At 36.2% G+C, this 20,413-nt stretch carries 19 protein-coding genes; 13 read left to right on the top strand and 6 right to left on the bottom strand.

The window, feature by feature from the left end; translation table 11 throughout:
* The first annotated feature begins 7 nt into the window (after positions 1 to 7).
* Positions 8 to 508: a MogA/MoaB family molybdenum cofactor biosynthesis protein gene (locus ACEE93_RS07800; RefSeq protein WP_449155110.1), complete on the top strand. Its 501-nt coding sequence runs from the start codon at positions 8 to 10 to the stop codon at positions 506 to 508.
* Between the two features lie 193 nt (positions 509 to 701).
* Here ACEE93_RS07800 and moaC read toward each other — a convergent pair whose 3' ends face one another.
* Entirely contained in the window at positions 702 to 1,184 is a 483-nt protein-coding gene (gene moaC / locus ACEE93_RS07795; RefSeq protein ID WP_449155111.1) for a cyclic pyranopterin monophosphate synthase MoaC, read from the bottom strand.
* A gap of 69 nt (positions 1,185 to 1,253) precedes the next feature.
* Here moaC and ACEE93_RS07790 point away from each other — a divergent pair, with 69 nt between their 5' ends.
* The 6 genes from ACEE93_RS07790 to moaA are packed head-to-tail and all read left to right on the top strand — an operon-like array spanning position 1,254 to position 5,340.
* On the top strand, positions 1,254 to 2,513 hold the full coding sequence (locus ACEE93_RS07790; protein WP_449156481.1) for a molybdopterin molybdotransferase MoeA: 1,260 nt from the start codon (positions 1,254 to 1,256) through the stop codon (positions 2,511 to 2,513).
* Positions 2,510 to 2,986 (top strand): molybdopterin-guanine dinucleotide biosynthesis protein B, encoded by a 477-nt coding sequence (gene mobB / locus ACEE93_RS07785; protein ID WP_449155113.1) that lies wholly within the window; start codon positions 2,510 to 2,512, stop codon positions 2,984 to 2,986. Before ACEE93_RS07790 ends, mobB begins: the two co-directional genes overlap by 4 nt.
* A gap of 6 nt (positions 2,987 to 2,992) precedes the next feature.
* Complete coding sequence (locus ACEE93_RS07780; RefSeq protein ID WP_449155114.1) at positions 2,993 to 3,445, top strand: molybdenum cofactor biosynthesis protein MoaE; 453 nt, start codon at positions 2,993 to 2,995, stop codon at positions 3,443 to 3,445.
* 1 nt (position 3,446) lies between these two features.
* Entirely contained in the window at positions 3,447 to 3,680 is a 234-nt protein-coding gene (moaD, locus tag ACEE93_RS07775; protein WP_449155115.1) for a molybdopterin converting factor subunit 1, read from the top strand.
* Positions 3,681 to 3,688: 8 nt separating this feature from the next.
* Entirely contained in the window at positions 3,689 to 4,291 is a 603-nt protein-coding gene (gene mobA, locus ACEE93_RS07770) for a molybdenum cofactor guanylyltransferase MobA (RefSeq protein WP_449155116.1), read from the top strand.
* Positions 4,292 to 4,317: 26 nt separating this feature from the next.
* Positions 4,318 to 5,340 (top strand): GTP 3',8-cyclase MoaA, encoded by a 1,023-nt coding sequence (gene moaA / locus ACEE93_RS07765; protein ID WP_449155117.1) that lies wholly within the window; start codon positions 4,318 to 4,320, stop codon positions 5,338 to 5,340.
* Between the two features lie 68 nt (positions 5,341 to 5,408).
* Here the strand turns inward: moaA and ACEE93_RS07760 are convergent, their stop codons facing one another.
* The gene (locus ACEE93_RS07760) at positions 5,409 to 7,493 is read right to left on the bottom strand and encodes an endonuclease/exonuclease/phosphatase family protein (RefSeq protein ID WP_449155198.1); all 2,085 of its coding nucleotides are present in this window, start codon (positions 7,491 to 7,493) and stop codon (positions 5,409 to 5,411) included.
* Positions 7,494 to 7,630: 137 nt separating this feature from the next.
* Positions 7,631 to 8,059 (bottom strand): MarR family winged helix-turn-helix transcriptional regulator, encoded by a 429-nt coding sequence (locus ACEE93_RS07755; protein ID WP_449155118.1) that lies wholly within the window; start codon positions 8,057 to 8,059, stop codon positions 7,631 to 7,633.
* 302 nt (positions 8,060 to 8,361) lie between these two features.
* Here ACEE93_RS07755 and ACEE93_RS07750 point away from each other — a divergent pair, with 302 nt between their 5' ends.
* From ACEE93_RS07750 to ACEE93_RS07735, 4 genes are all read left to right on the top strand, one after another.
* Positions 8,362 to 9,156, top strand: a complete 795-nt coding sequence (locus tag ACEE93_RS07750) for a VOC family protein (RefSeq protein ID WP_449155119.1) — start codon at positions 8,362 to 8,364, stop codon at positions 9,154 to 9,156.
* A 54-nt stretch (positions 9,157 to 9,210) separates the two neighbouring features.
* Complete coding sequence (locus ACEE93_RS07745; RefSeq protein WP_449155120.1) at positions 9,211 to 10,473, top strand: peptidoglycan bridge formation glycyltransferase FemA/FemB family protein; 1,263 nt, start codon at positions 9,211 to 9,213, stop codon at positions 10,471 to 10,473.
* 181 nt (positions 10,474 to 10,654) lie between these two features.
* Complete coding sequence (locus ACEE93_RS07740) at positions 10,655 to 13,816, top strand: efflux RND transporter permease subunit (RefSeq protein ID WP_449155121.1); 3,162 nt, start codon at positions 10,655 to 10,657, stop codon at positions 13,814 to 13,816.
* 74 nt (positions 13,817 to 13,890) lie between these two features.
* Complete coding sequence (locus tag ACEE93_RS07735; RefSeq protein WP_449155122.1) at positions 13,891 to 15,042, top strand: aminotransferase class I/II-fold pyridoxal phosphate-dependent enzyme; 1,152 nt, start codon at positions 13,891 to 13,893, stop codon at positions 15,040 to 15,042.
* A 98-nt stretch (positions 15,043 to 15,140) separates the two neighbouring features.
* On the opposite strand, the gene mspA is transcribed toward ACEE93_RS07735, so the two are convergent.
* The 3 genes from mspA to ACEE93_RS07720 form a co-directional block, all read right to left on the bottom strand.
* Positions 15,141 to 15,458 carry a membrane stabilizing protein MspA gene (gene mspA, locus ACEE93_RS07730; RefSeq protein WP_449155123.1) on the bottom strand — a complete coding sequence of 106 codons (318 nt, stop codon included), beginning with the start codon at positions 15,456 to 15,458 and terminating at the stop codon, positions 15,141 to 15,143.
* Positions 15,459 to 15,503: 45 nt separating this feature from the next.
* The gene (locus tag ACEE93_RS07725) at positions 15,504 to 15,671 is read right to left on the bottom strand and encodes an SE1832 family protein (protein WP_449155124.1); all 168 of its coding nucleotides are present in this window, start codon (positions 15,669 to 15,671) and stop codon (positions 15,504 to 15,506) included.
* Positions 15,672 to 15,783: 112 nt separating this feature from the next.
* A complete protein-coding gene (locus ACEE93_RS07720; RefSeq protein ID WP_449155125.1) occupies positions 15,784 to 16,659 on the bottom strand; it encodes a GNAT family N-acetyltransferase in 876 nt (291 codons plus the stop codon).
* A 165-nt stretch (positions 16,660 to 16,824) separates the two neighbouring features.
* Here ACEE93_RS07720 and ACEE93_RS07715 point away from each other — a divergent pair, with 165 nt between their 5' ends.
* Both ACEE93_RS07715 and ACEE93_RS07710 read left to right on the top strand, forming a co-directional pair.
* The gene (locus ACEE93_RS07715; protein WP_449155126.1) at positions 16,825 to 18,957 is read left to right on the top strand and encodes a DNA topoisomerase III; all 2,133 of its coding nucleotides are present in this window, start codon (positions 16,825 to 16,827) and stop codon (positions 18,955 to 18,957) included.
* Between the two features lie 102 nt (positions 18,958 to 19,059).
* Positions 19,060 to 20,394, top strand: a complete 1,335-nt coding sequence (locus ACEE93_RS07710; RefSeq protein WP_449155127.1) for an NCS2 family permease — start codon at positions 19,060 to 19,062, stop codon at positions 20,392 to 20,394.
* Positions 20,395 to 20,413 lie beyond the last annotated feature (19 nt).

Here is a 20,413-nt window from a genome sequence, read left to right as displayed (position 1 = left end):
GAATAAAATGCATACAAACGTAAAGTTAGAACGACCAATTCAATGTGCAGTACTGACTGTGTCAGATACAAGAACAGAAGAGACGGACAAAGGCGGACAACTTGTCCAAAGCTTACTTAAAGATAGTGAAACGGATATTGAAATTGCAGACTATGTGATTGTAAAAGATGAACAAGAACGTATTCAATCAGTCATTGAGCAATGGTTAACCAAAGAAGTCGACGTTATTATTACAACAGGGGGTACGGGTATTGCACCGAGAGATGTTACAATTGAAGCAGTCCGTCCCATGTTGACGAAAGAAATTGAAGGATTTGGCGAATTATTTCGCTATTTAAGTTATACAGAAGATGTAGGCTCACGCGCATTATTATCGCGTGCAGTTGGTGGCACAATTGGTAAACAGCTAATATTTAGCTTGCCTGGTTCGACGGGCGCGGTAAAACTTGGCATGACTAAATTAATCTTACCGGAACTTAGTCATCTTGTTCATGAAATGACTAAATAATAGTATAGAAAAAATGAGGTTAGGATACGGTTAGAATGTATTAGAACATTCTGAGGGCTGAGACATAAAGCGTTAATGCTATGGTCAATTAAATCCTGACCACTTTTGTCTTAACTTTTTGTGTACCTTAACCTCATTTAATAAAGGATAAATATTTTTGCACTAAATTAGGCGTGTATTTGAAAATAGGTTGTTAATCATTGTGGTTATAATCAGACTTACCACCTGTTTTTTTAAGCAAGTAAGTTTGGCCAATAATCATCCCTTTATCTACTGCTTTACACATGTCATAAACAGTTAACGCAGTAGCTGAAGCGGCAGTGAGGGCTTCCATTTCTACGCCAGTTCGACCTGTTGTAGAAACAGTTACTTGAATATTTAAGATATAGTCATCTTCTTGTGATTCCCATTCAAATGAGACATCAACACCTGAGATAGGGAGTGGATGACACATTGGGATGATTTGTGACGTTTGTTTTGCTGCCATAATACCAGCAATTTGTGCAGTATTCAGTACATTGCCTTTTTTGGCAGTATTTTGAGTGATTTGTTGGTATATTGTAGGGTTAACTGTAATACTTGAATGTGCAATGGCAGTTCGTTTTGTAATTTGTTTTTCAGAAACGTCTACCATTTTGGCATTGCCTTGTTTATTAATATGTGTAAATTCAGACATGCTATTCCTCCTTTAAAACTACATGGATAGTATAGCATGATTATTAATATTTGTTAGGAGTGAGTGATGATGCCTGTTGAAAAAAGACATCCAATTCCATTATATGAAGCAATTAATCGCGTGGTGTCACAAAATATTAAAATGACACCAACGGAAGTTAATATATATGAAAGTGAAGGCTATATTTTAGCGGAAGATATTGTGGCGACTTATGCCATTCCTCGATTTGATAAATCACCATATGATGGCTTTGCACTACGTAGTCAAGATACAGAAGGGGCTAGTGGTGAGCATCGTATTTCATTTAAAGTTGTTGACCATATCGGTGCAGGTAGTGTATCCGATAAAACACTTGAGCAAAATGAAGCGGTGCGCATTATGACAGGAGCGCCGATTCCAGAAGGTGCAGATGCGGTGGTCATGTTAGAACAAACTACTGAAACAGAAGACGGCTTTACAATTCGCAAACCTTTTGAAGCGCTTGGAAATATTTCTCGAAAAGGGGAAGAAACAGAGGTTGGCGACGTTGTCCTTCAAAAAGGTCAGTATATTAATGCGGGGGCTGTTGCTGTATTGGCTACATTTGGTTACGTCGATGTACCAGTATATCAAAAACCTACTGTAGCGATTATTGCGACAGGTAGCGAATTATTAGATATTGATGAGCCGCTTCAACCTGGCAAAATTAGAAATTCAAATGGACCTATGATTCATGCCCTATGTCAGAAAGAATCGATTGAAGCATCCATTTTTAAAATTCAAGAAGATGATTTTGAAAGTAGTTTAAACGTCGTCAAAGAAGCGCTAGCTCACCATGACATGGTCATTACTACAGGTGGTGTATCTGTCGGTGATTACGACTTTTTACCAGATATTTATCAATCTTTAAATGCAGATGTGTTATTTAATAAGGTAGCTATGCGACCAGGTAGTGTGACAACGGTAGCGGTTGTAGGTGACCAGTATTTATTCGGTTTATCTGGTAATCCGTCTGCTTGTTACTCAGGTTTTGAATTATTTGTTAAACCAGCCATCTATCATGTGATGGGGGCTAATAAGGTGTATCCGGCAATGGTTCGAGCAACATTAATGGAAGATTTTAAAAAGCCAAACCCATTTACACGTCTCATTCGTTCACAAGTACAATTAACAGGACGTGAAGCGACCGTAGCACCAGCAGGGTTTAATAAATCCGGTGCGGTTGTATCAATTGCTCATAGTAACAGTATGATTGTACTGCCAAGTGGTACACGAGGCTTTGCTAAAGGTCATCAAGTCGATGTGATGCTTACTTCTTCTGAAGCATATCAAGAGGACTTATATTTATGATTTTGCAAGTGGTTGGGTTTAAGGATAGTGGCAAAACACATTTGATGACCCAAATGGTGGCGCAGATTAAAGCATTAGGTTATCACGTCACAACGATTAAACACCATGGTCATAAAGGCGAAGAGATTCAATTGCCGAATGAGAATGTAGACCATATGAAACACTTTAATGCAGGTGCAGATCAAAGCATTGTACAAGGCCATGCCTATATAGAAACAATTAAACGTGATACCAAGGCCACTTTAGAGACTTTGATCGCTGATTATGTTACGATGGACAACAGTGTCATTTTAGTTGAAGGATATAAACAAGCGCATTACGATAAAGTAATTGTGTATCGTAATGATGCAGAATATCAACAATTAAGACACTTAACAAATGTAGTTTATGCATTAGATAATTCAAGAAAAGAATCACAATCACTCGATTTTGAACGTTGGTTGCAAAATTGGGTGAATCGTCATAAAGGGTGAGTAAGGTTGAAACAATTTGAAGTAATCACTGAACCAATCCAACCCGATCAATACCGTGACTTCACTTTGAATGAAAATCAAGGTGCAGTTGTCGTGTTTACTGGTCATGTTAGGGAATGGACAAAAGGCGTTAAAACGGAGTATTTAGAATACGAAGCATACGTTCCAATGGCAGAGAAAAAGCTCGCTGAAATTGGACAAGAAATTAATGAAAAATGGCCGGGTACCGTAACGGCGATCGCACATCGAATTGGCCCGTTAAATATTTCGGATATTGCGGTGTGCATTAGCGTGTCATCTCCTCATCGCAAAGATGCCTATCGTGCCAATGAATACGCAATTGAACGTATTAAAGAAGTGGTACCAATTTGGAAAAAAGAAATTTGGGAAGATGGCGCAGAATGGCAAGGGCATCAAAGAGGATATCATGATGATGCACTCGAAAAGGAGAATCAATAAGATGAAGATATTATATTTTGCAGAAATTAAAGAGATGTTGGACCGCTCAGAAGATACTTTCCATTTTGATTATGAAGTAACAGTGGATCAACTTAAGCAACATCTTTTTAGCACTTATCCTGCAATTCAAGGGAAAAAGTTTCAAGTGGCTGTGAATGAAGAATTTGTTCAGCTAGATGAGACTGTACGTCCTAATGATGTTGTGGCGTTAATCCCACCAGTAAGTGGAGGTTAAAGAGTGATATGAAGGCAATTATACTAGCAGGTGGTCAGTCACGTCGATTTGGATCACCTAAAGCATTCGCTCAAGTAAATGGGCAAACATTTTATAAAAAGTTGATAGACATGTTAGAAGCAACAAATTTATTTGAGGATATTATTGTGAGTGCCAATAAAGACATTGATCACAAATTTGAAGGTATCCCGCGTGTTGTAGATTTAAAAGAACACGAGGATAAAGGACCACTTGCTGGTATCTATAGTGTAATGAAACAATATAAACCATCAAATGATCTCTTTTTTGTCATTTCCGTGGATACGCCCTTAGTTACACAAAAAGCAGTGAGTCGACTATATCAATTTATGGTTGATAATTTAATTGAAGAACAGTTAGATGTAGCTGGTTATATGTCAGAGGGGTACCCTATTCCAACCATTGCATTTTATCATCAAAGAACATTACCAGTGATTGAAGATGCATTAAATTCTGATGATTTCAGTATGAAACATGTTTATCAGCAAGTATCGGCAGATTGGTTGGATGTGAGTGAGATTACCCAACCACCCAATTGGTATCAAAATGTCAACTATCAAAGTGATTTAGATAAAATAGAAAATGAAGTGTGAATAATAGTTTAAAAGGGGGGCGCAATATGACAGAACAAATGTTAGACAAGTTAGGGAGACCTATACGTGATTTGCGCATTTCCGTAACCGATCGTTGTAACTTTAGATGTGATTATTGTATGCCGAAAGAAATTTTTGGAGATGACTTTGTATTTTTACCAAAAGATGAGTTGCTATCATTTGAGGAAATTGTACGTGTCACTCAAACTTATGCTCGGCTTGGTGTGAAAAAAGTGCGTATTACTGGTGGAGAGCCTTTATTACGACGCGATTTACACCTTTTAATCGAACGTATTAATCGAATCGAAGGCATTGAAGACATTGGTTTAACGACGAATGGCTTATTATTGAAAAAGCATGGTCAAAAATTATATGACGCTGGTTTAAGACGATTAAATGTGAGCTTAGATGCGATAGAAGATAAAGTCTTTCAAGCTATCAATAATCGTAACATCAAAGCAGCGACTGTATTAGACCAAATAGATTATGCGATTTCTATTGGATTTGAAGTGAAGGTCAATGTAGTGGTTCAAAAAGGAATTAATGATGATCAAATTATCCCAATGCTTGATTATTTTAAAGATAAAGATATTACCATTCGTTTTATTGAATTTATGGATGTAGGTAATGATAACGGATGGGATTTCAGTAAAGTTGTAACTAAAGATGAGATGTTAAAAAGGATTGAAGCGCACTATGACATTGAAAAAGTACCACCAAAATATTATGGTGAAGTCGCTAAGTATTATCGACATGTAGGCGCACGTTCTAAATTTGGTCTTATCACAAGTGTTTCGGATTCTTTCTGTTCTACATGTACACGTGCAAGATTGTCATCTGACGGTAAGTTTTATGGTTGTTTATTCAGTTCTGTTGAAGGCTTTGATATAAGAGCGTTATTGAGAAGTGGTGCGACAGATGAAGAGGTTGAAGCGCAACTGAAAGCATTGTGGCATCAAAGAGATGATCGTTATTCAGATGAACGAACAGAACAAACTGTAGCCAATCGTCGTAAGAACAAAATTAACATGAATTATATTGGTGGATAATGATAAAAAGCAGGATGAGGTTGAGAAGTATGTCTAACCTTATCCTGCTTTTTATTGTAGTAAGTGATTTATCGTTTGCGTTTAAGACGAGGATATTTAAAGAGTAAAATAATGCCTACAATCAGTAGTGGTAATCCGAGTATTATGCCAAAGGTTGCAAAACGTTCTCCTGTAGAAGGAAGGGCTTCATTTTCTTTTTTGGCTTTAGTAATAGCATCGTCAATTTCACCGAATGTTTCTGCATTAGAGACTTGGGCTTTATAACGATCTTTATCTGTTTGCGGTAACGGTTTAAGTTGTTGTATAAAATACTGACCGTCTGATTTTTTCTGATCAATGACAGGCGTTGTATTTTTTGATGCATTTGACGTATCATCATGATTTGATTGTGTTGCTTTATATTCTCCAAAATCAATTTGTGCTAATAAAGGATCATGATCGCTTGCACGACCAGCTTGTTCAGTAAAATCGCTGTTAACGTGGACCATATCTAACGTCGTATACGGTTGAATCTTATCTGACACTAAGATATGATCTAACGTTTGGCTATTCCCTTGGAAGACGTAGGAATAACGTAAGGATGGGTCTATTGTATTGACCATGTTATATAGCCCATGGGAGGTTAACGTTTTGAGTGCGTTAGACCATTGGAAATCGTTATAATCTCCTACTGATATGATATGAGCGTTAGCATTATCTTGTTGCACTTCATCTACAAAGCCACCTACAAGCTCTGCAATTTGACCCCGTTGTGTTTCGCTTGAAAGTTGAGGGAGTTGATGTTTACCAAATAACGCATCATCTCCACCTTTAGAGTTCCAGTGATTAACAATAGCAATGACTTGTTCCCCATTAAAATCAAACTGTGCAGCTAACGGTTTACGTGAATCATCAAACGCCTCATCATTTGGACTAATACGTCCTGGATTACGTGTTAATTGACCCTCTTTATAATGCACAGCAGTGGTTGCATCTCCAGCTTTAATATCATCATTAAATGTCACTCGATTAGGGTTATATAGAAAGCCAACACGAATGTTAGCATCAGGTTGTCCACCGTCTTGATTGTTTTCAGGATCGATATTTACATAGTCATAAGTAGGTCCGCCTTGCTTTTCGATCATTTGAATAAGACGTTCATAAGATTCATTGGCAGAAGCGGTGCCTTCATCTGGTCCATTATTATCTTGAACTTCTGTCACACCAATAATATCAGGTTTTTTCAAATGCGTGACTATACCATTTGCCAGTTGTTTCGCTTTCTGATCTGATGTAGAAGATGTATTATTTGAGAAATTCTCTAAGTTATAAGATGCCATTGTTAGTTTTTGTTGCTCAGGTGTAATTTGTGTGCCTTTTTGTACTGTTTTGCCATCTTGATAAGCTTTTTCCATTTGTTGAGTATCAATTAAAACTTTATAATTTTGAAAGCCATAGCCTACGTGACCGATAAGTGGCCCGTGAAATTGATCTCCTGTTTTAACATCAAAATGATCGTCTTGTTTACCCATTAATTTGAAAGGGATACGTTGGCCGTTAGAATCATTTTTTTGAAGGCGGATACCGCCATTTTGTGTTTCTTTTTTATGTTGGTTCAGTACTGTAAAAATATCACCATGTTCTTCAGGGCCTACACTTCGAACATCTCCAATTTCAACACGCATACCTTCTAAGGATTCCCAAAAATCGATGGCGTATTGATCTCTATTAAATACATTAAAGTGATCATCTGAGGCAATGTTCGAAGGGACATGATTAATTTTAATTGCCTTTGGTAAAGGTTGGTGAGAATCAATCACATCAATGGCACCATTTTGCTCAGCGCGGGCATCTAGTTCAGTGATAGGTAAGTCTGTATCTTGACGATCATTGTAGCCTTCGATGGCATATTCAGTGATAAGACCTGAAATATGAACGAGGTCGCCTTTTTGAACATCTGGTTTGTCTTTACCAGTAAAGACAATTAAACCTTCTGATGTGTTGGGATCATCATCGACAGCATCATCAGGCGTTTGAATATGTATATAGTGTTGTCCGTTATTTTCATATTGATAGGTTACAATGCCTTCCACATTGTCGACGTGTTGTTGATTGTAAGGAGATAGATGGGCATCACCTTGGATATCATGTATAGATAAGTCAGAAACCGCCATTGCTTCATTATCTGGTAAAGCAATGCTAATGACACTTACAACAAAAGGAATGGCTATAAGTGCTTTGAATATGTTGTACTTCAAAATAAATCCTCCTAAAATACAGTGGTTTAAAGTAAACTTTGATTGAATAGATATTAAATATGTTCAATCAGTGCGTCATATACTTGATCTAAAATGCGGATGGTTTGGTCGAGTTCTTCCTCACTTAACTGAAGCGTTTGAAGCACTTGTTTTTGAACCTCCCCAATAGCCTCTTTAAGTTGATGATAGATGGCTTCCCCTTGATGGGACAGGCTCAGAAGTTTTTGGCGTTTGTCCTCACCAGGAGTAATGTTTAACCATTGACGCTCATGTAAAACTTTTAAAATTTTACGAGTGGTTGGTTTTTCGATCGATCGACGTTTGGAAATTTGCACTAACGTTGTATTGGGGTGAGTGGCTATATCTTTTAAAATAAGCCATTGTGCAGGATGTAAATTGTAGTCGTCTAAAATGGGTTGGACGATTTTGATGTATGGACGATAAAGTCTAGTAAAGTTATCAAAAAGTAATGACTTATTCATAATCTATTCCTTTCATTTTATATTACAGTGAAATGACCATATCGTGGAAATGTTATTGAGTGCAGGTGAGAAATCGTTTTCTGACAGCCTTTCCTCCTATATGGCGTCTACATTTCATGTTGTTTAACAAAGTATCTTTCACAAGATAGTATATCATTAATTCAAAGTAAGAATGTAGTAGTTTAAAAATCATTAGGAGATGTTGTTTTCAAAATAATCGCTTGCGATGGATTGTGGGAAGATTTAAAGATGAAATTTTGATAAAATGATAGTAATGACATGAATGTGGGAAAGGAGAATTCATGATTGATATCAAATTTGACCATATTATCCATTATATAGACGGCATTTCACACTTTGAATTTCCCGGGCAATATTTACAAATTCAAAACGGTGGTCGCCATGATCAGCTAGGTACTTTTAATCGATTAAGTTATATCGATTTAAGTTATATTGAATTGTTAGATCTATTTGATAAAGATCGTTTAAAACAGCAATCTAAAAGTGAAGTAGGTCAATATTCTTTTGCATCGAGTATTATCGAAAGTGATGGAAAACAAGGGTTTAAGAAAGTTTGTTTTCGCACTACAGATATGATGGCCTTAAAAAAGGAATTGAATGCTCGAGGTGTAGAAACCATTGGACCTATTGAGATGTCGCGTCGCAATAAAAAGGAACAAACGACGAAATGGCAACTTTTATATATTAAGACAGATCAAAATCCTATTTTAGCGCCGTTTTTTATTCAATGGGAAGCATCAGATGAATCAAGACACACACAGTTAGAAAACTATTTTCAAAACCATTTGACGATGGATATGATTACATTTCGTACATATCAAAAGCAATTAATGATAAAGCATTGGCAAAAGTGGTTTGATATGTCTATATTAGAAGAGACCAATGCTCATACCATCCTTTACAGTCCTTCAATGAATATGAAGTTTAAAATTAAAGAAGGGCAGGATGATATGATTGAAAAGTTAACATTAGTTGATGATACAATCTCAGCACCGATTATGATTCGAATTAAAGGTGCAAGTTATCAATTTATTCCACCAAATCATCTTGAACACAGTATTAAAGGTCGAGATTGACAGAATAAACCGCAAAGTTGACATAAACTTGTCTATCAAAAGGAGTATTATAAAATGAAGTTAATGAATATTACAGATCAAGAACATGATGAATTTGTAAAAGGGCATCCTAATGGGGACCTTCTACAATTAACTAAATGGGGTGAAACAAAGCAATTAACTGGTTGGTATACGAAACGTATTGCAGTAGGAGAAAATGGTGAAATTAAAGGGGTTGGACAATTATTATTCAAAAAAATCCCTTACCTACCATACACATTATGTTATGTATCAAGAGGATTTGTCGTTGATTACTCAAACTTAACTGCAGTTAAAGCGTTATTAAGTGAAGCGATTAAATTAGCTAAGCATGAAAAAGCCTGTACCATTAAAATTGATCCTGATGTTGAAGTGGATCAAGGCATGACCGCGGTTAAAGCGTTAAAAGAGATGGGCTTTCGTCATAAAGGATTTAAAGAAGGTTTAGCAAAAGATTATATTCAACCGCGTATGACGATGATCACTCCAATTGATAAAACAGATGAAGAGATATTGAAAAGTTTTGAAACACGTAACCGTTCAAAAGTGAGATTAGCCTTAAAACGAGGTACTAAAGTAGAACGTAAGTCTCGCGAAGATTTACCTATTTTTGCAGAATTAATGAAAGAAACTGGAGAACGTGATGGCTTTTTAACAAGAGACTTATCTTATTTTGAAACGATTTATGATGCGTTACATCCAGACGGTGATGCAGAGTTATTCCTTGTGAAATTAGAGCCGACGCCAGTCCTTAAGTCTATAAGAGAAGACCAAGAAGAGTTAAACCAAGAAAAAGAAACCTTACAACAGAAAAAAACATCAAGTAAAAAAATTAGAAATAAAATTAAAGATGTGGAAGCAAAACAAAATAAAAATGCCGAACTGATTGCTGATCTCGAAACGTTAGAGCAAACACATCCGGATGGTATTTATTTATCAGGTGCTTTACTGATGTTCTCTGGTCATAAATCATATTATTTATATGGTGCCTCTTCTAATCATTATCGTGATTTTCTACCAAATCATCATATGCAATTTGAAATGATGAAATTTGCACGAGATAAAGGCGCTAAAACATATGATTTTGGAGGAACAGACAATAATCCAAGTAAAGATTCAAGTCATTATGGTTTATGGATCTTTAAAAAAGTATGGGGTACACGTTTAAGTGAAAAAATTGGAGAATTTGACTTTGTACTAAATCCAATTATTTATAAAGCCGTTGAACAATATAAACCTCAACTAACACAACTAAAAATTAAAATTGTACGTAAACTAAAGTCAATCAGAAATAAATAAAGTATTAATCGCGATAGGATAAAACGTCAGATTTAAAAGCATTATGCAATAGATGGCTAGAACAGGTTGGTACACTCAGAAGTGGTTTGATAGCACTATGGGTACCAGCGCTTGCTCTTCCATCAAACGTCACGTTTTATCCTAATTTTTTAAACCTTTTAATCTAATTGGAGGAAAAGAAATGGTCAAAAAGTTGATTGATTTTTCATTATCTAATAAGTTCGCCATTGTATTAATGGTTTTATTGGTTATTATTGGTGGCGTCTATTCAAGCATGAAGATGCGACTAGAATTATTACCTGATGTAGAACCTCCAATGATGACAATTACAACCTCAATGCCAGGTGCTACTTCAGAAACGGTGATGGAAGAAGTCAGTGACCCTATAGATGAGCAGCTGAGGGGGATGTCAGATGTTGAGAGTGTTAAATCAGAGTCTCTAGCCAATGCCTCTATGGTCACACTTAATTTTGATGAAAAAGCAGATTTAGATAATATTGAACAACAAATTCAAAAAGAACTGCAAAAAATAGATTTTGATGATCGGGTAGAAGATCCTGACATTCAAAGAAATTCAATGAATGCTTTTCCAATTGTGGCTTATTCTGTATTAGAAAAAGATGATAACGTTAAAGCGTCTACAAGCAAAGTGGAAGAGGATTTAATACCGAAATTACAAGAAATTAATGGTGTTCAAAAAGTAGATATGAATGGTCAAACTGAACGAAAAGCAACGATTCAATTTGATCAAGAAAAGTTACAAGCTGCTGGTTTAAATGAACAACAAGTCGTTGATTACATAGAAAATGCGACTAAAGAAACGCCAATGGGGCTATTTCAATTCGGAGATACTGAAAAATCCGTCATAGTTGATGGTCAATTTACTTCTGTAGACGCATTAAAAGAGATGACTATTCCGGTTGCGATGATTCAGCAAAGTAATAGTACACCATCAGAAGGTAGCGATGACTCGCAAGGTGATGACTCAGAGAGTACGCCGCCATCAATGCCATCAACGTCAGGAGATGCATCTAGTGGCGAGGCTGAGGAAGTAAGCTTAGATGATTTAGCTGATGTCCAATTACTAGATGAACGTGAGTCGATATCACGTACTAATGGTCAGGATGCAGTAGATGTTCAAATTGTTAAAGCTCAAGATGCGAATACAGTCGGCGTGGCGAACGAAGTAGATAAAGTCATCAAAGACTTCCAATCGGCCAATCCAGATTTAGAAACCGTAAAAATAATGGATACGGCTAAACCGATTCAGGATTCTCTAGATACAATGATTGAAAAGGCATTACTCGGCTCGATCGTTGCGATTATTGTGATTATGTTATTTTTACGTAATTTGCGCATGACAGCAATTTCATTAGTGTCTATTCCATTGTCATTACTTATTGCAATGGTTGGCCTTAAATTAATGGATGTATCGTTAAATATCCTAACGCTCGGTGCCTTAACTGTAGCCATCGGACGTGTCATCGATGACTCGATTGTTGTTATTGAAAATATATACCGGCGTTTAAGTAAAAAAGATGAACAATTATCAGGAGATCATCTTATTGTTTCTGCTACAAAAGAAGTCTTTATTCCAATCATGTCTTCAACATTAGTGACGATTGTGGTTTTCGCACCACTTGCTTTTGTAACTGGTGCAGTAGGAGAAATGTTTAGACCGTTTGCTTTTGCAGTATCATTTAGTTTATTAGCTTCTTTACTGGTATCTATTACAATCGTGCCTGTACTAGGTTCAACCTTCTTTAAAAAAGGATTAAAGAAAAAGTCGCATAACCAATTAGGTGCTGTTGGACAAGGGTATCGACGCATTTTAAATTGGAGTTTAAACCATAAATGGATTGTATTGATATTAAGTACCTTGATTTTAGTCGGTAGTATCGTTTTAGGTGCGATGAAAGTAGGAACGAGTTTTATCTCTACAGGTGAAGATAAGTTTCTTGCTTTAACATATACCGCTAAGCCTGGAGAAACTGAAGATACTGTGCTTAAGAATGCAGAACAAGTAGAAGATTACTTACAAAAAGATAACCATGTTAAAAATATACAATACTCTGTTGGGGGCGCTTCACCAGTTGATCCAACAGGAGATACGAACAACATGGCTTTAATGGTTGAGTATGACACGGATACACCAAATTTTGATGAAGTCCCTGAAAAAGTATTAAATGATGTTCAAGGTTATAACCATGAAGGTGAATGGAAGCAATTGGACATGGGTACTGGGGCAACAAGTAATGAATTAAACGTTGAAGTCACAGGACCATCTACAAATGCGATCGAGGGTACTGTTAAAGACGTTGAAAAACGCATGCAAGAGATTGACGGACTTACAAATGTTAAATCAGATTTAGCTGAAACATATGATGAATATCAAGTCAAAGTTGATCCAGACAAAGCGAGTCAATATGGTATGACAGCAGGACAATTGGCACTATTATTAAATCAAAATATACCAGAGACGACGGTTTCAACGGTTAAAGATGAAGATCAAACGTATGATGTTACTGTCAAACATGAAAAAGAAACAGATTGGACGGAAGACAAACTTCAAAATACACCATTACCAACACCAACTGGAGATAATGTAACGCTAGCGGATGTGTCATCTATCGAAAAAACAACGACACCAAGTACCCTTGTTAAAGATGGTGGCGATTATATCAGTACTGTGACAGCGAAGGTTTCAGGCGATGATGTCGGTGCCGTTTCAAACGATGTAATGACAGCATTGAATGAATTAGATACACCTAATAATGTCGATACGTCATTAGGTGGTACAAATGAAGACATTGAAGATGCCTTTACCCAATTAGGTATTGCAATGTTAGCAGCAATCATTATCGTATATTTAGTACTTGTATTGACGTTCAAAGGCGCATTAGCACCATTTACGATACTTTTCTCTTTACCGTATACTGTCGTAGGTGTCGTACTTGCACTTGTCATTACAGGTGAAACATTGTCTGTACCTAGTATGATCGGGGTATTAATGCTCATTGGTATTGTAGTAACCAATGCCATCGTATTAATAGATCGTGTGATTAATAATGAAAAACAAGGTATGACGATGAAAGAAGCGTTATTAGAAGCGGGTGGTACGCGTATTAGACCAATTCTAATGACTGCTATTGCCACAATTGGTGCGCTGATTCCTTTATTATTTGGTCAAGACAGCTCAGTATTAATTTCTAAAGGATTGGCAGCAACTGTCATCGGTGGTCTATTATCATCAACATTATTAACATTAATTGTAGTACCAGTTATTTATGAAATACTCTTTACTTTAAAACACAAAGTAACCAAACGACATCGTACAAAATAAAGTGTTTAACAACCGTCATATCAGAAAATGTTTAAAAGGGTAAGGTCATCTATGAATAACGAGGGGGATGGAATATGACTTATACAACGATTTTAGAACAAATACCTGATAGTTATTTTGCAAAAACGATGGGAAGAGAGGTGGTGCATGGGCCTTTGCCTTTAATTAATCTAGCAGTGGGTATTCCAGATGCAGATACACCACCTCGTATCCTTCAAGCTTTAAGTGAAGCGATACTAAAACCAGAAAATCAAAAATATTTGGCGTTTCAAGGTAAAGCCACATTTAAACAAGCAATTGTAGATTTTTATAAACGGCATTTTGATGTGGTACTAGACCCAGATAAAGAAGTTTGTTTGTTATATGGCACTAAAAATGGACTTGTGGCATTGCCTACGTGCGTGATAGAGCCAGGTGAGGAAGTACTACTGCCAAATCCAGGTTATACGGACTATCTTGCAGGGGTATTGCTAGCTAAGGGGGAACCACATTCGCTAGATTTGTTACCAGAACATCACTACCTTCCTCAATGGGATGATATTGATACTGCGAATACAAAGTTGATTTATTTAACGTATCCAAACAATCCAACTGGTTCTGTGGCGACCCCTCAATTTTTTCAAGAGACTGTAGATCGCTTTAAACAGGCTCAAACAAAAATTGTACATGATTTTGCATACCAAGCTTTTGGCTTTGATCAACCTAACCCAAGTATTTTACAGGCAGAAGGAGCAAAGTCATGTGCCATTGAAGTATTTTCATTTTCTAAAGGATATAATATGTCCGGTTACCGCGTAGGCTTTGCGGTAGGTAATGAAGAAATGATTGCTAATTTACAAAAGTATCATACGCATACACAAGCAGGCATGTATGGTGCTTTACAAGATGCATGCACGGTTGCACTCAATGAATGTGATGACGCGTTATTAACCCAGTCACGTATTTTTGCAAAACGACGTGATCTCATTGAAGCGGCGTTAGAACAAGCGCAACTACCGCATGAACCCATAAAGGGAGGCATCTTTTTATGGTTAAAATGTCCACCTGGGTTTACGAGCGATGCATTTGTTGATTATTTGTTGAAAGAATTATCCATTTTAGTTGCACCTGGTCATCCTTTTGGGCATCGCGGGGAAGGTTATGTAAGGGTGTCATTTGCCATTGATGAAGCACAGTTAACAGAAGCATTGAACCGCTTAAGTACGCTTCAATCTTTATACAAGTAAAAATGAAATTAAAAAAGCCGGGAGTGCATACCTCCTTATGTTGAATAGTGAATGCAACGTAAGGGTTTGATACACTCTCGGCTATTTATATTAATGAATTAGATAAGTACAAAGGCTAAAATGATATAAATAACGGTAATCAATAAAGTCATTAAGTTTAAAATTCGAACACCTTTTATATCTCCTTTAGCATGCTTAAAGGCAGTAATTTCGATATTGGCAATAAGCAGTAAAAGAACGACAAATAACCACCATGCTGATACAGGGTAATAAGCAAGGGATGTTGCTACAACAATAATCAGTAAAATACCCATAATACCTCGTAAAATTTTAGGAAGTTTCATGTTCATTTTAAAGATACTGATATACCCTACAATTAAATACATTAATGGCAAGAGTATGAGGTAAATTAACATATGTACATCCTTTCTATAACAATATAAATAAACGATTGTCTATGATTAATTTTGATTCATTTTAGCACGTATATCTGCAATTTCACGTTCGATGGTTTCAAGTTGTTTAACGAGTGGGTCTGTATCTTGAGAAGTCGATTCTCGTTTTTCCAAGTCGCCTTGCAAACGAACGTAATCCATTTTAAGCTCTTGTAATTGAGATGCTAAGTCCATAATTGATAAGCCTCCCTTAATTTTCAATAACACCTATTATAGCACGACCAAAAATATGTTTAAATAAATTCATTATATGAAAATAGGACAAAATCTATTTGAAGTCCATATATCAGTTGTTTTCATTATTGGTATCAACTAGCTTAAACTTTTTATATTCTGAAGAAATGTGAAATCCGAGTTCATGAAAACGATCAACTAAACGTTGGTTTTTACTGCGTATTTTAAAATAGATACGGTCGATATCCTTACCTTTTAAAGAATAATGAATAGCATGTTGAATCAAATCAAACGCAATCCCTTTTAAACGATAATCCGTATGGGAGGAAAAATATTTAATTTCTGCATGGTGATGTGCTGTATCGAAAATTAAATATAAGTAACCTTTTAAAATACCTTCTGCCATATATAAAAATAACTGATGTTGTTCATCTAATGAAGCTTCAATTTCAGCGGCAGTCATATCGTGATGCTTAAAAGTGCTTTCATGTAATTTTTGAAATGAACGAAAATACGCTTTTTGGTAGTCAACGATGTGATGTAAATTCTGTGACTCACCAATATCTTGTGTCGCTTCTAAATGATAATCTGTGAAAGTGTATGAGGCGCCGATTGACTTCATAAAGGGTTTAATATACTCATTATTAGACGCAAAAGCGAAATAATAGGTTGAGCCCTCGTTATGTTGTGCAGTCATTGCGTGAAATAAAGCGTTAAATTCTGTGCCTGTTGGGCGATACGATGCTTGGATAATAGGACCAATCACTTTATATCGATCTTTAAAATAAGGATCACAAGTCATCACCATTTGGATAGCCCCTTCTTTTTTAAGCGCAAAAATACCAGTAGTATCCATTAACTCTTTTAAAAATGTATAAAGTGCGTCATCATCTAATGGTAATTTATTGGTATATGATTGGTCAGACTTGGCATTCGTTTGAATCAGTTGAACGATGTCTTCTACGGTTTGAACTCGAATAATCTCCATTATAAACCTCCTATGTTCACTGCTTAGCTATATTATAAGTGGTTTCTTAATGAATGAAAAGAAAACACTAAAGTGAAATCATAGTTATTAACAAAGGTGTAGTCAACTTAGGCAACGTGTTACAATTTAAACAGACTTAATAGACGAAAAAAGGAAGAATACATTATGAAATCATTAATATTAGCCGAAAAACCATCCGTTGCTCGCGACATTGCGAAGGCACTAAATATCAATCACACTCATAAAGGTCATATCGAAAATTCAAAATATGTAGTTACGTGGGCGTTAGGGCACTTGGTGACAAATGCGACACCCGAAGAATATGATCAAAAATTTCAGCGTTGGCATTTAGACGATTTACCAATTATTCCTAAATACATGAAGACAAAGGTGATTGGTAAAACACGAAAGCAATTTAATACTGTACAACGTCTTATGCAACGTAAGGACTTGAAGGATATTATTATTGCAACAGATGCTGGAAGAGAAGGGGAACTTGTGGCCCGCTTAATCATTGAAAAAGCACATGTCAAAAAGCCAATTAAACGATTATGGGTAAGTTCTGTTACTAAAAAAGCAATTTTAGATGGTTTTAAACATTTAAAAGATGGGCGTAAATTTAATAACTTATATCAAGCAGCATTGGCGCGTAGTGAAGCGGATTGGATTGTAGGGATTAATGCAACGCGCGCGCTAACGACTAAGTATGATGCACAACTTTCACTTGGTCGTGTTCAAACTCCGACCATTCAACTCGTAGCTTCGAGACAACATGAGATTAAACAATTTAAACCTAAAGATTATTATACGTTATCAATTAAAGCTGCGAATTTAACGTTTAACTATGAGCATAAAGCACGTATTTTTGATAAGGAAAAATTAGAAAAGATTGCGCACCAACTTAAACATCAGCAAGCGAAAGTGATTGAAGTTAAAGAGAAACACAAAAAATCATACCCAGGCCAACTATATAATTTAACAGACCTACAACAAGCTGCATATCAGCGGTATCATTTAGGCGCTAAACAAACACTTAATGCTTTGCAACAATTATATGAACGTCATAAGTTAGTAACTTATCCAAGAACGGATTCTCAATATTTAACATCAGATATGGTAAGCACTTTAAAAGAGCGTATTCAGGCCACAATGGCAACAGAATTTAAAGAAGAAGCACGTGACCTTTTAAACCGCACATTTTCTACAAAAGCGAAATATGTGAATGACGGAAAAGTATCTGACCACCATGCGATTATTCCAACCGAAGTGAGACCTAAGTTAGACACACTATCTAATACAGAACAAAAAGTGTACGCATTGGTTGTGCAACGATTTTTAGAAGCATTATCATCACCGTATGAATATAAAGAAAAAACAATCATATTAAAGGTAAATGATGAAACATTTAAACATAAGGTAGAAGAACCTGTCGCCTTGGGTTATAAAGTGTTTCAACACGGCACTGCGAAGGTTCAGTCAGTATCCACACCTCAAAAAGGTGCTACTTTAAATATAGAAGAGGTCTCTGTTCACAATCATCAGACGACACCACCACCTTACTTTAATGAAGGAACGCTACTTAAAGCAATGGAGCGTCCAGATAAAGAAATACAATTAAATGATCAACACTCAGCAAAAACTCTACAACAAACGGGTGGTATTGGGACAGTGGCAACACGAGCGGACATTATTGAAAAATTGTTCAATATGAATGCTTTAGAAAGTCATAACGGTAAGATTAAAGTGACTTCCAAAGGTCAACAAATTTTAGAATTAGCACCTGAATCACTCACATCGCCTTTATTAACTGCCCAATGGGAAGACAAATTATTAAAAATTGAAAAAGGACAATATCAACGTCAACAGTTTATCAATGAAATGAAACAGTTTACGCATGAAATTATTCAACAAATAAAAGAGAGTGAAGAAAAGTATAAACACGATAATCTAACCACAGCGCAATGTCCAACGTGTGGAAAATTCATGTTGAAAGTAAACAAGAAAAATAGTTCAATGTTAGTTTGTCAAGATCCATCATGTAAGACGAAAAAAGATGTTCAAACAAAAACAAATGCGCGATGTCCAAAATGTAAGAAGAAATTAACGAAATTTGGCACGGGTAAAAATGCAGTTTACCGTTGCGTATGTGGTTACACAGAATCTCAAAAGCAGATGGATGAGCGCTTTAAAAATAAAGGTAAAGATAAAGTTTCGAAAAAAGATATGAATAAATATATGAAAGAAGATTCACTTGATAATAATCCTTTCAAAGATGCTTTAAAGGGATTGAAATTATAAGTGAGCGGTTTCGGAAGTAGGTAATTCGTTGAAAGCATATTGAACTGTACCTGAATTCATATTAAAATGTTTAAGTATTTTAAATAAGAGGAGACAATAACGGTGAAACGATATTTTCAATTTGATGAGCACCGCACGAATTATAAACGTGAAATTTTCGGAGGGCTCACTACCTTTTTATCAATGGCCTATATCCTAGCTGTAAACCCTCAAGTGTTAAGCTTGGCTGGTGTTGACGGGGTTCCGGCTGATCAAAAAATGGATCAAGGGGCTATTTTTGTCGCGACGTGTTTAGCTGCTTTTGTAGGATGTTTATTTATGGGATTGATCGCAAGGTATCCCATCGCACTTGCACCTGGAATGGGATTAAATGCTTTCTTTGCATTTACAGTCGTACTTACTATGGGTATTCCTTGGCAAGTCGGCCTAACAGGTGTCTTTTTCTCAGGATTTATCTTCGCTATTTTAACAGTGACCGGATTAAGAGAAACCATTATCAATGCCATTCCGTATGAAATGAAAATGGCAGTATCGGCCGGGATCGGTTTATTTATTACTTTTGTTGGTTTACAAAGTTCAGGTATTATTCAAAATGAAGATGCCACATTAGTGACTTTAGGAAATATTACGAGTCCTCAGGTATTGCTTGCTATTTTCGGTATTATTATCACAGTCGTGTTATATACTAAAAAAGTACCTGGCGCTATTTTTATTGGAATGGTGATTACGGCGATTGCAGGATTGATTACATCTCAAATCGCACCACCAGAAGCAATCGTAGGTGAAATTCCAAGTATTGCCCCAACATTTGGCGCTGCATTCGAAGCATTTCAAGATCCTGCACAATTGTTTACGATTCAGTTTTTAATTGTCATTCTGACATTTTTATTCATCGATTTCTTTGATACAGCAGGTACAATTGTAGCGGTAGCATCACAAGCAGGATTTATGAAGGATAATAAATTACCAAGAGCAGGACGTGCATTATTCTCTGATTCACTTGCTACAATGGTAGGTTCTATCTTTGGTACGACAACAACAACGTCTTATATTGAATCAACTTCAGGCGTGGCTGTCGGAGCGAGAACAGGTTTTGCAAGTGTGATCACAGGGATATGTTTCTTATTAGCACTATTTTTTAGTCCACTCATGTCTGTGGTTACGCCAGCAGTAACGACACCAGCACTTGTTGTAGTAGGTGTCTTAATGGCTTCAAACTTAGCGGAAATTAGTTGGAAAAAGTTTGAAGTGGCTGTGCCAGCATTTATTACAATTATAATGATGCCATTATCTTATTCCATTGCTACAGGGATAGCATGTGGTTTCATCTTTTATCCAATTACAATGTTACTTACAAAACGACATAAAGAAGTACATCCAATTATGTACGGGTTAATGATTATTTTCATTTTATATTTCGTATTCGTACATGGATAATTAAAAAACACTTTTGCAG

It is taken from the genome of Staphylococcus sp. 11262D007BW (genome assembly GCF_053547815.1).
Note: the sequence above shows the minus strand (reverse complement) of the source record. Positions and strands in the feature narration are given on the sequence as shown.